The following is a 15,129-nucleotide window of genomic DNA, read 5'->3' as shown; positions in this document are numbered from 1 at the left end:
CTACGGCGACTTCGTAGCGGTCCCTCATTATTTTTGGATGTGGAGGAAAAAAGAATGTGGCTTTACTTAGCGATTGCTGCTGTACTCGTCGGAGTGGATCAATTGACGAAATGGATCGTCGTCCAACAGATGACGATTGGTCAAGCGATTGAGATCATTCCCAATTTCTTTTATTTAAATTCATACCGGAATCGTGGCGCTGCCTGGGGGATGCTTGAAGGGAAGTTTGGATTTTTCTTCGTCATCACGCTGGTCGTCGTCATTGGGCTGATTTATTTTCTTTACAAAGAAGGCACAAAAAACAAAGTATTTGCTTGGAGCGTCGCCTTATTACTCGGCGGAGCGGTCGGGAATTTCATCGACCGAATGGCACGTGGAGAAGTCGTCGACTTTTTTCATTTTTATCCGTTCGGGTATAACTTCCCGATATTTAATGTGGCAGACGTCAGTTTGACGTTTGGGGTTATTCTGATGCTGATCAGCGTCATGTTTGAAGAGCGTTTGACTAAGAAGGGAACGATTGATTAAATGAATGAACAAAATGAATGGGCTGTTAAAGCCAATGGTGCTACCGGTCGAATTGATAAATGGTTAGCGGAACAACAAGACTGGTCCCGGTCACAAGTCCAGGACTGGTTAAAAGCGGGACACGTCGAAGTGGACGGACGAATCGTCAAACCGAACTATAAGATGTCCGGTACGGAAGAGATCCTCGTCCGGATTCCGGAAGCCGTCGAGCTGGAAGTTTTACCGGAAGATATCCCGCTGGATGTCGTGTATGAAGACAGTGATGTCATCGTCATCAACAAACCAAAAGGGATGGTCGTGCATCCGGCAGCGGGGCACGTATCCGGAACACTCGTCAATGCCTTGCTCCATCATTGCCAGGATTTGTCCGGCATCAATGGTGTCAAACGTCCAGGGATCGTCCACAGAATCGATAAAGATACATCCGGTCTCCTGATGGTCGCTAAAAATGATTTGGCACATGAATCCCTGGCACAACAACTAAAAGACAAGACGACAGAGCGTCTGTACATCGCGCTTGTCCACGGCGAGATTCCGCATGAACTGGGAACGATTGAAGCACCGGTCGGCCGTGACAAAAATGACCGTCAACGGATGACCGTGACGGATAAAAACTCAAAAGCCGCTGTGACGCATTTCCGCGTCCTTGACCGTTACGAAGGGTTCACGGTTGTTGAATGTAAGCTCGAGACAGGACGGACGCACCAGATTCGTGTCCACATGCGTTATATTGGTTTCCCGCTTGCCGGAGATCCGAAATACGGACCACGGAAAACGATGAAAATGAACGGTCAAGCGCTTCATGCGGCTGTTCTTGGATTCAAGCATCCACGGACTGGTGAGATGTTACATTTCGAGGCACCGTTGCCGGAAGAGATGACGTTCGAGATCAGTCAGTTGAAAAAACTTGAATTAGAGTCTTGACGTTTTTCTAATAAAACGGTAGAGTATCACCTAGAGAGCGATGCGAGACATCTGCCTCACACAACCGGTCGTCCGCGTTGACGATCCTACCCATAGCACACCTTTAAACGAGTCCGGAGAGGCTACGAAAGGGAGACACTTCATTTGTGTAGATACGTGTAGCGTGAGCTACCCACACTTATTGTCTTCAACAACCTCCTGCGACTTTACGCAGGAGGTTTTTTTGCAGAAAGGAGCAAGTGATGAAACCATCCGTCATTTTAGATGAAGCCGCCATCAGTCGGGCATTGACACGCATCGCCCATGAAATCATCGAACGCAACAAAGGAATTGATCAACTGATGATCGTCGGTATCAAGACACGTGGTGAGACACTGGCCCGCCGTCTGGCCCGCCGGATTGAAGAGATTGAAGGCAAACCGGTCCTGCTTGGTGTCGTGGACATCTCGATGTACAGGGATGACTTATCGAAAAAAAGTCTTGAGCCGGAAATCAAAGGCACGGACATGCCGGAGACGGTGACCGGAAAAATCATCGTCCTGGTGGATGACGTCCTATACACCGGACGCACCGTCCGCGCCGCGATGGATGCGCTCGTTGATCACGGTCGTCCGAGTATGATTCAACTCGCTGTCCTCGTCGACCGGGGACACCGGGAGCTTCCGATCCGACCAGATTTCATCGGGAAGAATGTCCCGACATCACGCGAAGAACAAGTCGTCGTCGCCTTATCTGAAGTCGATGACGCCGATCAAGTATTTATCAAACGTTAAACACAAATACCTTTAACGTGGTCCAGAGAGACCAGAAAGGGAGTTATCCTTATGAAAACCCACACAGCGATTCTTGATGTACAAGAACGGCCAAAACACCCCCTGCAATGGCTGATGCTCAGCCTCCAACATGTCTTCGCGATGTTTGGCGCGACGGTCCTGGTTCCGTTATTAACGGGATTAAACACATCCGTTGCCCTCGTCGCAAGCGGAGTAGGCACCTTGATTTTCCTCGCCGTCACACGCTTTAAAGTCCCGACGTACTTAGGTTCAAGTTTTGCTTATATCGTCCCGATCATTGCTGTCAGTGAACGCTGGGGAGTGGAAGATGCCCTTGTCGGTGGAATGGTCGCCGGGCTGGTCTACGGAATCGTTTCACTCGTCATCACATATATAGGGGTCGGTTGGCTGATGAAACTCTTGCCACCGGTCGTCATCGGACCGGTCATCATGGTCATCGGATTATCGCTTGCGCCGACAGCTGTCAACATGGCGATGAACGGAGCGGACGGAAAGTACAGCGGTACCTTCCTCCTCGTCGCCTTGACGACACTCGCCGTGACGTTACTTGCCATGACGTATTTCAAAGGCATGTGGAGTACGGTGCCGATCCTGTTCGGTATCTTGACGGGTTATCTGGTCGCTGTCGCGGCGGGAATCGTTGATTTCACTTCACTGAAACAGGCGAGCTTTTTCCAAATTCCTAACTTTACGGTACCGTTCCTGGATTACTCACCAACCTTAAACTGGGCAGCACTTGCACTCATCGTCCCGGTCACACTCGTCACATTAACAGAACACATCGGAGAACAAAAAGTGACATCACGGATTATCGGGCGCGAGACGCTTCTTGATCCGGGGATGCACCGGACGGTTCTCGGAGACGGACTGGCGAAGACGATTGCTTCAATGCTCGGCGGTCCGCCGGTGACGACATACGGTGAAAACAACGGTGTCATGGCCATTACCCGAGTATACAGCGTCTTTGTCCTCGGAGGCGCAGCCGTTCTTGCCATCAGCTTCGGATTCCTCGGCTATGTCGAAGGATTCATCAAAACGATTCCGACACCTGTCATGGGCGGCATCAGTATCCTGCTGTTCGGCGTCATCGCTTCGAACGGTCTGCGGACTCTGGTTGAAAGTAAAGTCGATCTTGCGGATAAACGCAATCTGACGATCACTGCTGTCATCCTGGTCATCGGAATCGGCGGGGCTGCTTTGAAAATCGGTAATTTCTCGTTAGAAGGAATGGCACTGGCGACGATTCTAGGAGTCCTTTTGAATCTGATCTTGCCGAAAACGAGTACCGAAGTGGCAGAACAAGAACAAGAATCATCACAACCGAAACGAGCAGCTAACGACTTTTAAGACGTTCCAGAGAGAACGATAAAGTGGAGGCCCTTCAGAAACAGATGGCGACATCTGTCTTCTTCAGCGCACCTTCACATCAGAAGGTGCGCTTTTTTGCGGCCCAAAGGAGAGAAGAACATGCAGACACGACAACGGATTGCCCATTTTACAAGTCTTGACGAGCTGTCGACAACTGAAATCGAACGATTGATAAAGCGGGGACTGCAACTGAAACAAGGCGCACCCGCCCGGCCGTTGCCGAAGAAAACCGTCGCTAACTTATTTTTCGAACATTCGACCCGGACCAAATGTTCATTTGACATGGCGGAATATCATCTCGGATTGCACGTCCTGCCATTCGAAACGGCGACCTCATCCGTTCAAAAAGGTGAAACGTTACTGGATACATGTAAGACGTTACAGGCGCTCGGCGTCGATGCGCTCGTCATCCGTCACGGAGAGACCGGTTATTACGAACCACTGCAACACCATCTGTCGATTCCAATCATTAATGCCGGAGACGGCAGCGGACAGCATCCCTCACAATCCTTACTGGATTTGATGACCATGTACGAGACATACGGTCATGTCAGCGGGAAAACGATCGTCATCTGCGGGGATCTCCGGCATAGCCGGGTTGCCCGCTCCAATGCACACGTCTTACAGCGGTTGGGAGCGACCGTCATCGGTTCCGGACCGAGGGACTGGTTCGATGAAACGATGGGAATCACTTACCGGGAGATGGATGAGGCAGTAGCCACGAGTGATATCATCATGCTGCTCCGCGTTCAGCATGAACGGCATGCGGATAAGCATTCGTTTGCAACAGATGAGTATCACGAACGGTACGGGTTAACGGAGGACCGGATGAACCGGATTCGACCGGATGCGATTGTATTACATCCCGCACCGGTCAACCGCGGCGTTGAAATTGCCGAAGAACTGGTTGAACATCCGCAATCGCGTATCTTTGATCAGATGACGAATGGTGTATTTGCGCGAATGGCGATTTTAGAACGGGCGTTTGAGACAGCAACGACAAAGGAGACGATATAAGATGGCAATCCGAATTGATCATGCGACATGGTATAAAAATGGGGAACGGCACGAGTCGAGCATTCGCATCGAAGAGGGTGTCTTGGCGGAGCTCGATGCGACACCACGCGAGACGGATCAGGTGATTGATGCGACAGGTTATACGGTCGCACCAGGATTTGTCGATATTCATGTTCATTTACGCGAACCGGGCGGCGAACATAAGGAGACGATCGCGACGGGAACGGCAGCAGCGGCGGCAGGCGGGTTTACGACGATTTGTCCGATGCCGAACACGCGACCGGTTCCGGATGACCGGGAGACGCTGGATGCGCTCTTTAAAAAGATTGAAGAAACGGCATCTGTCCGTGTTTTCCCTTATGCGGCGATTTCAAAAAATCAGCTAGGGCAGGAACTCGTCGCATTTGAACAACTGACCGATGCCTTTGCTTTCACGGATGACGGAGTCGGTGTCCAAACTGCCGCTGTCATGCGGGAAGCGATGATACGCGCCGCCGCCGTCAATAAAAGTATCATCGCCCATTGTGAAGATGATTCGCTGAAGGCAGGTTGTGTCCATGAAGGAGCGTATAGTGCACGCGAAGGATTACAGGGAATCCCGTCACTGGCCGAAAGCGTTCATATCGCGCGGGATGTCTTGATTGCGGAAGCGACCGGCTGTCATTATCACGTCTGCCATGTCTCGACAAAGGAATCCGTCCGGGTGATCCGGGATGCAAAACGGGCAGGGATTCGGGTGACGGCGGAAGTCACGCCCCATCATCTGGTGTTAACGGAAGACGATATCGTCGGACGCGATCCAAACTTCAAGATGAATCCACCACTTCGGAGCGAAGCGGATCGCCAAGCATTGCTGGAGGGTTTGCTGGACGGGACGATTGATTGTATCGCAACGGATCATGCGCCGCATGCAACAGAGGAAAAAGCACTCGGCATCGAGCGGGCTCCGTTCGGAATTACAGGATTTGAGACAGCATTTCCGTTGTTGTATACGAAGCTGGTCGAACCGGGCATCGTCACGCTTGCCCAGTTGCTCGATTGGTTGTCACGTAAACCGGCTGATTTGTTTGACTTGCCATTTGGACGAATCGAAGTCGGAGCACCTGCCGATCTTGTCTTACTCGATCTAAAGACAGTTCGGACGGTTCAACCGGATCAGTTTTTCTCGAAAGGGAAAAACACACCATTTAGTGGAGAACGACTAACGGGCTATCCGGTCTTGACGCTCGTCGGTGGAGAAATTGTATTCAAGGGGGAAATGACACATGTCTAAACGGACGTTGATTTTAGAAGATGGAATGGTGTTTGAAGGAGAAGCATTTGGTGCAAGCGAGGTGACGATGGGGGAAGTGGTCTTCCAAACAGGCATGACCGGGTATCAAGAGATGTTATCCGATCCTTCCTACTGTGATCAAATGATCGTCTTAACCAATCCGTTGATCGGCAACTACGGCATGAACCGTGATGACTATGAAACGACCCGTCCGCTTGCGAAAGCACTGATTGTCCGGGAAGTCTGTCATACACCATCAAACTTCCGCTCCCAGACGTCACTTGCAGCGGCTCTAGAGGAATTCAACATTCCCGGTTTAACGGGAATCGATACCCGTCAGTTAACCCGACACCTGCGTTCAAAAGGAGTCATGCGGGGACTCCTCGTCGATGGAGCGTACGAGTTGTCCGAGCAACTGGACCGGATTCAACAGATGACGCTTGCAACCGATCAGGTCAAACGGGCTTCGACGGAACGCGCCTATGTCATCCCGGGTGCCGGTCCACGGATCGTCTTGGTCGATTTCGGTGCCAAACTCGGGATTATCCGGGAGCTTGTCCGACGCGGATGCGAAGTCGTCGTCGTCCCGCACGACGTGACGGCGAAGGATGTCTTGCGTTACGTACCGGACGGTGTCATGTTATCGAACGGTCCCGGGAATCCAAAAGATGTTCCGACCGCGATTCCCTTAATTCAGGAACTGACCGGTCAAGTCGTCATCTTTGGCATCTGTCTTGGTCATCAATTGATTGCCTTGGCGCATGGAGCAGATACGTTTAAATTACCGTTTGGTCACCGGGGAGCAAACCACCCGGTCGAAGATCTTCAAACGGGACAAGTCAGTATCACGTCACAAAATCATGGTTACGCTGTCGAGGAAGAGTCGCTGGTCGGGTTGAATCTCATGCTGACGCACCGGGCGATCAATGATGGGACCGTTGAAGGAATCCGGCATACGATCCACCCCGTCTTTTCCGTTCAGTATCACCCTGAAGCTTCTCCCGGACCGATGGATGCCAATGATTTATTTGATCAATTTTTAACAGAAATCACGAACCAACAGGAGGTCTCTCATGCCTAAACGTCAAGATATTCAAAAGATTCTCGTTATCGGATCCGGTCCAATCGTCATCGGACAAGCGGCGGAATTTGATTATGCCGGAACACAAGCCTGCCAAGCCTTAAAAGAGGAAGGGTACGAAGTCGTTCTCGTTAACTCCAATCCGGCGACCATCATGACGGATCCGACAGTAGCGGACCGCGTGTACATCGAACCGTTACAAGCAGAGTTTGTTTCCCGGATCATCCGGAAAGAACGTCCCGATGCGTTACTCGCGACTCTCGGCGGACAAACGGGTCTGAATCTTGCTGTTGAACTGGATCGACTGGGTGTTCTTGCCGAATATGGCGTCGAGCTGCTCGGGACGAAGCTGACGGCAATCGAGGAAGCGGAAGATCGTGATTTGTTCAGAAAATTGATGTTTAGACTCGGGCACGGTGTTCCGGAAAGTGAGATCGTGCATACAGTCGAAGAAGCCGAACACTTTTGTGCGAAAATCGGTCTTCCAATCATTATTCGACCGGCATATACGCTTGGTGGAACCGGTGGCGGCATCGCTGAAACGATGGATGAGTTCATCCGGATTGTCGAAGGTGGACTCAAAGCCAGTCCGGCGACACAGGTTTTACTTGAGAAATCAATCGCCGGGATGAAAGAAGTCGAATTTGAAGTCATGCGTGACGCGACGAACCAGGCAATCATCGTCTGTGCGATGGAAAACTTTGATCCGGTTGGTGTCCATACGGGTGACTCGATCGTCTTTGCTCCGACACAAACGTTATCCGACCGCGATTATCAGATGATGCGTAATGTATCGCTCGATATCATTCGTGCACTCGGGATCGAAGGTGGGTGCAATATCCAATTCGCACTCGATCCGGTGAGTTTCACGTATTATGTCATCGAAGTGAATCCGCGTGTATCGCGTTCTTCGGCACTGGCTTCGAAAGCGACAGGATATCCGATTGCTAAACTGGCCGCGAAAATCGCCGTCGGGTATGCCTTATCCGAGTTGAAGAATCCGATTACGGAAACAAGTTTTGCTTCGTTCGAACCGGCACTTGACTATGTCGTCGCCAAGATTCCCCGTTGGCCGTTTGATAAGTTTGAGTCGGCGGACCGGACACTCGGGACGCAGATGAAAGCGACGGGCGAAGTCATGGCCATGGGACGGACGATGGAGGAAGCCTTGCTGAAAGCAGTCCGTTCGCTTGAAATCGGTCAATCCGATTTACACATGACACGTTTTGCTGAAATGAATGAAGCCGATCTGCACCGTCAGATCGTCAAAGCGACGGATGAACGATTGTTTGCCCTCTATGCCGGCATCGAACGCGGTTATACCGTCGAACAGTTGCACGAATGGACAAGCATCGACCGGTTATTCTTAGAAAAACTGCATCACATCCACCGAATTGAACAGGATATCGTCAAGAATGGATTGACACAGGAACGCCTGCATCATGCCAAACGCTATGGCTTCAGTGACCAAATGCTCGCCCGGATTACGGAACAAACCGAGACAGCTGTCCGGTCCATCCGTAACGAAGCGGGACTGCATCCAGTTTATAAAATGGTCGATACGTGTGCAGCGGAATTTGCATCCGACACACCGTATTACTACGGCACGTACGAAGTTGAAAACGAGGCGACACCAACAACACGGCCGTCGATTCTTGTCCTCGGTTCCGGACCGATCCGGATCGGGCAAGGGGTGGAGTTTGATTATGCAACGGTCCATTCCATTCAAGCGATTCGTGAAGCGGGATATGAAGCCATCATCGTCAACAATAACCCGGAGACGGTCTCAACTGACTTCTCGATTTCTGACCGGCTCTATTTTGAACCCTTGACGACGGAAGATGTACTCGAAGTCATCCGAAACGAACAGCCGATTGGGGTCATCGTGCAATTCGGCGGACAGACGGCAATCAATTTAGCTGAATCGCTGGAAGCGGAAGGGGTGAAGATTCTTGGAACGGCTCTTGAGGATCTCGACCGGGCAGAAGATCGGAAACAGTTTGAAGCGGCCCTGACACAGCTTGAAATTCCGCAACCTCCGGGGAAAACAGCTGTCACAGTAGCTGAAGCGACAGAAGCGGCAAGCGAGCTCGGGTATCCGGTTCTCGTCCGCCCGTCTTATGTCCTGGGCGGACGTGCGATGGAGATTGTCTACGGACAGCAGGAGCTGGAACATTATATGAAACACGCCGTCATTGCCTCGCCGGAACGTCCGGTTCTCGTCGACCGTTATTTGACCGGAATGGAACTTGAGGTGGATGCGATTTGTGACGGAGAAGATGTTGTCATTCCGGGCATCATGGAACATATCGAACGGGCCGGCGTCCACTCCGGGGATTCCATCGGCGTTTATCCGCCGCAACGGGTACCGCAAGCGATCAAGGATTTGATTGTCGATTATACGACGCGGATTGCCAAAGCCTTCCGGATCAAAGGATTGCTTAATATCCAATTCGTCTTTGCAGACGGAGAACTGTATGTGCTCGAAGTCAATCCGCGGGCAAGTCGGACCGTCCCGTTCATCTCAAAAGTCACCGGCTTACCGGTTGCACGCCTGGCGACGAATGTCATCTTGGGAGATACGCTCGCATCTTACGGATTGACGAGTGGCGTCTTACCGGAAGAAGAACTGGTCTCTGTAAAAGTACCGGTCTTCTCGTTTGCGAAGCTGAAGGAAGTCGATCCGTCGCTCGGACCGGAGATGAAATCGACCGGAGAAGTCATTGGAACGGACCGGACACTCGAAAAAGCGCTTTATAAAGGGTTGCTTGCCTCCGGTATGGCGATTCCGGAACACGGGCGTGTCTTGTTGACGGTCGCTGATCAGGATAAACAGGAAATGCTCGATCTCGCCAAACGCTTTACGGCACTCGGCTTTACACTTCTTGCCACGGCCGGAACAGCCGGTGTCTTGGCGGAGCACGGTCTGCGTGTCCAAGTCGTCGGTAAGCTCGGTTCGGAACAAGGGTCAATGCTCGAATGGATTGAAAAAGCGGAAGTTGAATATGTCATCAATACGATGAGTCGGGATTCGCAAGTCACGAAAGACGGCTTCATCATTCGCCGGGCAGCAGCAGAAAACAATGTCGTCTGTCTGACTTCTCTTGATACCGCGGAAGCTTTATTACGGGTCATTGAAAGCCTGTCCTTTGAAGCCAGTGCCATTCAGCCATTCGACTATATGAAAAAGGTGGTGACTCGATGATTCAACTTTTGACGGTCGTGACACGACGACAAATTGCTTCAGGCGCGACAGAATTAGTCTGTCGCCGTCCTGACGCGACGCCTATCGAACCAGGGCGGTTCATGCATTTGCGGGTCGGTCCATTATTACGTCGCCCGATCTCGATTGCTAACGTCGAAGGAGATTTAATCACATTTTTGTTCAAGGAAATCGGTCAAGGTACAAAAGAACTGGCGCGTCTTCGGGCGGGGGATCAAATCGATGCACTCGGCCCACTCGGAAACGGGTTTCCGGTCGAACATGTCGCGCGTGATGCCAAAATTGTGTTGGTCGGGGGAGGTATCGGGGTTCCACCGCTCTATTACACGATGCGTCGACTGGTCGAACGGGGAATTGCCTGCGAAGCAATTTTGGGATTCGATACGGCAGACAGTGTCTTTTATGAAGACGAGTTTCGAAAACTTGGTCCGACGACGGTGACGACCGTCGACGGGACAGCAGGAATTCAAGGATTCGTGACCGCCGCACTCGACAGCAACCGGTTCGATACACTGTTCGCCTGTGGACCGGAACCGATGTTACGCTCGATTCAACAGGTTCCGATCGAACATAAGTTTTTATCGATTGAAAACCGGATGGGGTGCGGCATTGGCGCCTGTTTCGCTTGTGTCTGTCCGACACCTGACGGACATTATGTCAAAACCTGTTCCGATGGTCCGGTCTTCCGGGCAGAAGAGGTGATTCTATGAACCGTCTACATGTGACGTTACCCGGTCTGAATTTAAAAAATCCGATCATTCCGGCGTCCGGATGTTTCGGATTCGGTGAAGAGTTTGCCAAACTGTACGATTTATCCATGCTTGGAGGCATCATGATCAAAGCGGCGACCGGGGAAGAACGGTATGGCAATCCGACGCCGCGGGTTGCAGAGAGCGGTATGGGCATGCTGAATGCAATCGGTTTACAAAATCCGGGTGTCGACGGAATCATCGCACAGAAATTACCGTTTCTCAGTCAGTTTGATACAGAAATCATTGCGAATGTGGCCGGCTCGACACCAGAAGAATATGAGGAAGTCACGAGACGGATCAGCCGGGATCCGGTCGTTAAAGCAATCGAGTTGAACATCTCCTGTCCAAACGTCAAGTCCGGCGGGTTGCAGTTCGGAACGGATCCGAAGATGGCGGCTGAGCTGACACGGCGCGTCAAAGCGGTTTCCGAAAAACCGGTCTATGTCAAATTATCTCCAAATGTCACGTCGATTGTTGAGATGGCCCAAGCAGTTGAACAGGCGGGTGCGGATGGACTGACGATGATCAATACACTTGTCGGGATGCGAATCGACGTTCGGACCGGTCAACCGATTTTGGCTAACCGGATCGGCGGATTGTCCGGACCAGCCATCAAACCGGTTGCCATTCGGATGATTCACGATGTCGCCCAAGTCGTCTCGATTCCGATCATCGGGATGGGAGGCGTCATGGAAGTGGATGATGTACTCGAGATGATTTACGCAGGCGCGTCAGCGGTAGCGATTGGAACGGCAAATTTCGTGAATCCGTTCATTTGTCAGGAACTGATAACGGCATTGCCGAAACGAATGGACGAGTTAGGCATTGAACACATTTTGGACATCAGGGGGAAAGCATATGGAGCAACTTTACATCGCGCTTGATTTTGAGTCAGCCAACCAAGTCGAACGATTTTTAGAAAAATTGGCACCACACCGTCCGGCAGTCAAAATCGGGATGGAGCTGTATTATGCGGAAGGTCCCGCTTTTGTCCGGCATTTGGTCAAACAAGGACATGCTGTTTTTCTCGATTTAAAAGTCCATGATATTCCAGAAACTGCCCGACGGACGATGCGGATCATTGGTCAACTCGGTGTTGAACTGACGAACGTCCACGCAGCAGGTGGAAAAACAATGATGCAGGCGGCCCTTGCAGGATTACGTGAGACGTCGGCCGATACACGGTTGATTGCCGTCACCCAACTGACATCGACCGATCAAGCGATGTTAACCGAACTGATGATTCCACACACGATGGACGAGGTGGTTGCGCACTATGCACGCGAAGCCGAACAGGCCGGTCTTGACGGAGTCGTGTGTTCCGCTCTCGATACGACGCACATCAAGGCCATCTGTCGACCCGGATTCCAACTGGTCACTCCGGGAATCCGGCCGAACGGGACGGCAGCAAATGATCAAAAACGGATTGCGACCGTGACGGACGCCGGACGAAACGGGGCGACGGATCTCGTCATCGGACGTGCCATCACACAGGCAGAGGATCCGAAAGCCGTCTATGAAGCATTACTCTCAGAATGGAAGGGGATCAGATCATGAATCAACTGGCAAAGGCTTTACTCGAAATCGAAGCGGTCACGTTAGCACCGACGACACCGTATACGTGGGCGAGCGGGTTACGGTCGCCCATTTATTGTGACAACCGGCTGACTTTATCCAGTCCGGCCGTTCGGACGCTGATTGCCGACAAATTAGCGGAACGCATCCGGCTCTTAAACGTCGATGTCATCGCCGGGACGGCAACAGCCGGTATTCCGCATGCGGCGCTCGTCGCGGAACGACTCGGTCTTCCAATGATTTATATCCGAGGGAGTGCCAAAGGACACGGAAAAGGGAATCAGATTGAAGGACGTTTGCAAGCCGGACAACGTGTCATCGTCGTCGAAGACTTATTGTCGACGGGGACGTCCTCGATTGAAGCCACCCAAGCAGTTGAAGCAGCCGGGGCAACCGTTGTCCTGATTCAAGCCATCTTCTCTTACGGCATGACACGACTGAAGGAAAACTTAACGGCGGCCGAAGTGGAAGCGGATGCGTTACTGACGTTTTCAGAATTGCTGGAGACAGCTGTCGAGACGGCCTACATTTCCAAAGAAGAACAGGACGCTTTACAGACCTGGTCGGTGGATCCGGTGAAGTGGAGTGAAGCGTTCCTGGCGGTCGCAAAACAGAATTAATTACGACAGCATGAGTGAAGTGAGCCGAGCATGACGGAAATGATGAGAATCATCCGTCATGCGTTCTTTTTTTTGATACACTGAAAACAAAGAAAAGGAGCTGTTTTCAGATGTTGACACATTATCGTGATTATGAGAGCTTCAAACAGGTTGCGGTCCCGTTGCTTGAACGACGACCTGATGTCCATCAGTTGCCGCTCGGGATACTCGAACGGGGGGATGTCCCGATTTTGATGGCGATTGCAGAAGAGGGAGACCGGACGATTGTCGTCCTGCAAACAATTGAAGAACAGGCGATCCTGGCAGGGGATGTGTTTACATACGAAGGAATTCGAAAGTTATCACGGATTTTGAACTGCCCCGGATATGTCGGCGAGCAGGCAATCATTAAACCGTTGCTGGCTTCGCACAGTCCGTTTCAAATCAAGATGGATCAAGGGATTTACGCATTGACGACGGTGATTCCTCCGGTAACGCTCGACTATGAGTTCCGTCTAATCGAGGAACGGTTTGCTGATCAGGCTGTTGCGTTCGGCTGGTCATTCATCCAAGAGACCGGCGCCTTACCCGCGACAGAACGCAGTCGTTTGAAAAATAAACAAACGATCCTAAAACATATTCAAGCAGATACCTTGTTTGGTCTGTTCGACGGGGAGCAGTTACTCGCGATGGCGTCTTCCAGTCGACCAACTGCTTCGGGTGTGACGATTTCGTATGTCTTCACCCCGCAAAAATGGCGGAAACAAGGGATTGCTTCTTACTTAGTGGCATGTTTGTCCGAGCATTTATTACAGCAGTATCCGATGGTGTCATTGTACACGGACTGGTCGAATCCGACGTCGAACAAGATTTATCAAGCAGTCGGCTTTAAACTCGTCGGACGTTCGGTACAAATTACGAAACGTCCGAAATACCAATGACCGGATGACAGCATGAAAAAGCAGCAGTGCTTTCCTGAATCATGAGGAAGTACTGCTGCTTTTGTTGTAGAAATAAGATATGTTAAAACGTCGCGATGATTTTTCCGCGGACGTGGCGCTCTGACAAACGTTGTAAGCCTTTGACGATGTCTGCCGCCGGAATTTCTTCCGTGACGAGCGGATCCAGTTCTTTTGCTGCAACGAGTTTTAGAAGCTCACTTGCCATATGACCGAGATTCCGGATGGCACGGTCATCTTCGCTCGCATAAGCAGCAGCGAGTGCGACTTCATGAACGGACGGAGAGAGCGTAAACGGTTTGACGACCGATTGATCGGGTCCACCGGCGATGAAGGCAAGTTGACCGGAAAAAGCGAGGCGTCCGAAATCCGCTGTTGCTTCATCACGACCTACCGTGTTGAAAATCAAATCAGCACCGCGACCGTTCGTCCAGTTTCGGATGGCTTCTGTCACGTTTTCTTTTTTATAGTCGATGGCAAGATCCGCACCGAGTTTCTTGACCCAATCGTGATTTTCCTTTGAGGCCGTCGTCGCAACGGATAACCCGAGACGTTTGGCAAGTTGAATACCGATTCCGCCGACACCACCTGCACCGGCATGGATGAGGATCGTTTCTTTACCGGTCGTGTTCATCTTTTGAACGATTGCTTCATAGGCGGTCATCCCGGCACACAAAATCGCCGCTGCCTCGGTGAAGCTGACAGCATCCGGAATTTTGGCCAGGGCACGGGCATCGACGACTGCATATTCCGCAAAGGTTCCGTTTTTTTGGAGGTTCGTATGGATTGCCACCCGGTCACCGGGCTCGACACCCGTTACGTTTTTCTCCACTTGTTCAACGATACCGGTTAAATCAACACCCGGAATATGCGGGTACGTCCAAGCCGGATTTTTCGTCGCTTTATAATCAACAGGATTCAAGGCGGCGGCTTGGACGCGAATCATGGCCTGCCCTTCACCCGGTGTGGGTGTTTCGACTTCTTCAAATGTCCATTGATCGATAGTGTCGCCTGCGTGATTTAGCCATGCTTTCAT

14 protein-coding genes are annotated in these 15,129 nt (G+C 51.5%); 13 read left to right on the top strand and 1 reads right to left on the bottom strand.

Annotated features, from left to right (window positions below):
- The first annotated feature begins 54 nt into the window (after positions 1 to 54).
- The 13 genes from lspA (at position 55) to KNP93_RS00975 (ending at position 14,075) form a co-directional block, all read left to right on the top strand.
- Positions 55 to 528, top strand: a complete 474-nt coding sequence (lspA, locus tag KNP93_RS01035) for a signal peptidase II (RefSeq protein WP_012370820.1) — start codon at positions 55 to 57, stop codon at positions 526 to 528.
- Entirely contained in the window at positions 529 to 1,452 is a 924-nt protein-coding gene (locus KNP93_RS01030) for an RluA family pseudouridine synthase (RefSeq protein WP_026827946.1), read from the top strand.
- A gap of 242 nt (positions 1,453 to 1,694) precedes the next feature.
- Positions 1,695 to 2,225, top strand: coding sequence for a bifunctional pyr operon transcriptional regulator/uracil phosphoribosyltransferase PyrR (gene pyrR, locus KNP93_RS01025; RefSeq protein WP_012370818.1), 531 nt, complete (start codon positions 1,695 to 1,697; stop codon positions 2,223 to 2,225).
- Positions 2,226 to 2,276: 51 nt separating this feature from the next.
- Complete coding sequence (locus tag KNP93_RS01020) at positions 2,277 to 3,593, top strand: uracil-xanthine permease family protein (protein WP_214852743.1); 1,317 nt, start codon at positions 2,277 to 2,279, stop codon at positions 3,591 to 3,593.
- Positions 3,594 to 3,731: 138 nt separating this feature from the next.
- A complete protein-coding gene (locus tag KNP93_RS01015; protein ID WP_188005446.1) occupies positions 3,732 to 4,631 on the top strand; it encodes an aspartate carbamoyltransferase catalytic subunit in 900 nt (299 codons plus the stop codon).
- A gap of 1 nt (position 4,632) precedes the next feature.
- Positions 4,633 to 5,904 carry a dihydroorotase gene (locus KNP93_RS01010; protein ID WP_214852741.1) on the top strand — a complete coding sequence of 424 codons (1,272 nt, stop codon included), beginning with the start codon at positions 4,633 to 4,635 and terminating at the stop codon, positions 5,902 to 5,904.
- The gene (locus tag KNP93_RS01005) at positions 5,897 to 6,985 is read left to right on the top strand and encodes a carbamoyl phosphate synthase small subunit (RefSeq protein ID WP_131502631.1); all 1,089 of its coding nucleotides are present in this window, start codon (positions 5,897 to 5,899) and stop codon (positions 6,983 to 6,985) included. Before KNP93_RS01010 ends, KNP93_RS01005 begins: the two co-directional genes overlap by 8 nt.
- Positions 6,978 to 10,190: a carbamoyl-phosphate synthase large subunit gene (gene carB, locus KNP93_RS01000; RefSeq protein ID WP_131502630.1), complete on the top strand. Its 3,213-nt coding sequence runs from the start codon at positions 6,978 to 6,980 to the stop codon at positions 10,188 to 10,190. The genes KNP93_RS01005 and carB overlap by 8 nt, the downstream gene beginning before the upstream one ends.
- Positions 10,187 to 10,918: a dihydroorotate dehydrogenase electron transfer subunit gene (locus KNP93_RS00995; RefSeq protein WP_131502629.1), complete on the top strand. Its 732-nt coding sequence runs from the start codon at positions 10,187 to 10,189 to the stop codon at positions 10,916 to 10,918. The genes carB and KNP93_RS00995 overlap by 4 nt, the downstream gene beginning before the upstream one ends.
- Complete coding sequence (locus tag KNP93_RS00990) at positions 10,915 to 11,844, top strand: dihydroorotate dehydrogenase (protein WP_131502628.1); 930 nt, start codon at positions 10,915 to 10,917, stop codon at positions 11,842 to 11,844. The genes KNP93_RS00995 and KNP93_RS00990 overlap by 4 nt, the downstream gene beginning before the upstream one ends.
- Positions 11,819 to 12,517: an orotidine-5'-phosphate decarboxylase gene (pyrF, locus tag KNP93_RS00985; RefSeq protein ID WP_131502627.1), complete on the top strand. Its 699-nt coding sequence runs from the start codon at positions 11,819 to 11,821 to the stop codon at positions 12,515 to 12,517. Before KNP93_RS00990 ends, pyrF begins: the two co-directional genes overlap by 26 nt.
- Entirely contained in the window at positions 12,514 to 13,155 is a 642-nt protein-coding gene (gene pyrE / locus KNP93_RS00980) for an orotate phosphoribosyltransferase (RefSeq protein WP_214852738.1), read from the top strand. The genes pyrF and pyrE overlap by 4 nt, the downstream gene beginning before the upstream one ends.
- Before the next feature lie 110 nt (positions 13,156 to 13,265).
- The gene (locus tag KNP93_RS00975) at positions 13,266 to 14,075 is read left to right on the top strand and encodes a GNAT family N-acetyltransferase (RefSeq protein WP_214852735.1); all 810 of its coding nucleotides are present in this window, start codon (positions 13,266 to 13,268) and stop codon (positions 14,073 to 14,075) included.
- An 82-nt stretch (positions 14,076 to 14,157) separates the two neighbouring features.
- On the opposite strand, the gene KNP93_RS00970 is transcribed toward KNP93_RS00975, so the two are convergent.
- Complete coding sequence (locus KNP93_RS00970) at positions 14,158 to 15,129, bottom strand: zinc-binding dehydrogenase (protein ID WP_214852729.1); 972 nt, start codon at positions 15,127 to 15,129, stop codon at positions 14,158 to 14,160.

This window comes from Exiguobacterium sp. s166, from assembly GCF_018618855.1.
In the GTDB taxonomy this organism is placed as follows: Bacteria; Bacillota; Bacilli; order Exiguobacteriales; family Exiguobacteriaceae; genus Exiguobacterium_A.
The sequence above is the reverse complement of the archived record's forward strand: the minus strand, read 5'-3'. Positions and strand labels throughout refer to the sequence as shown.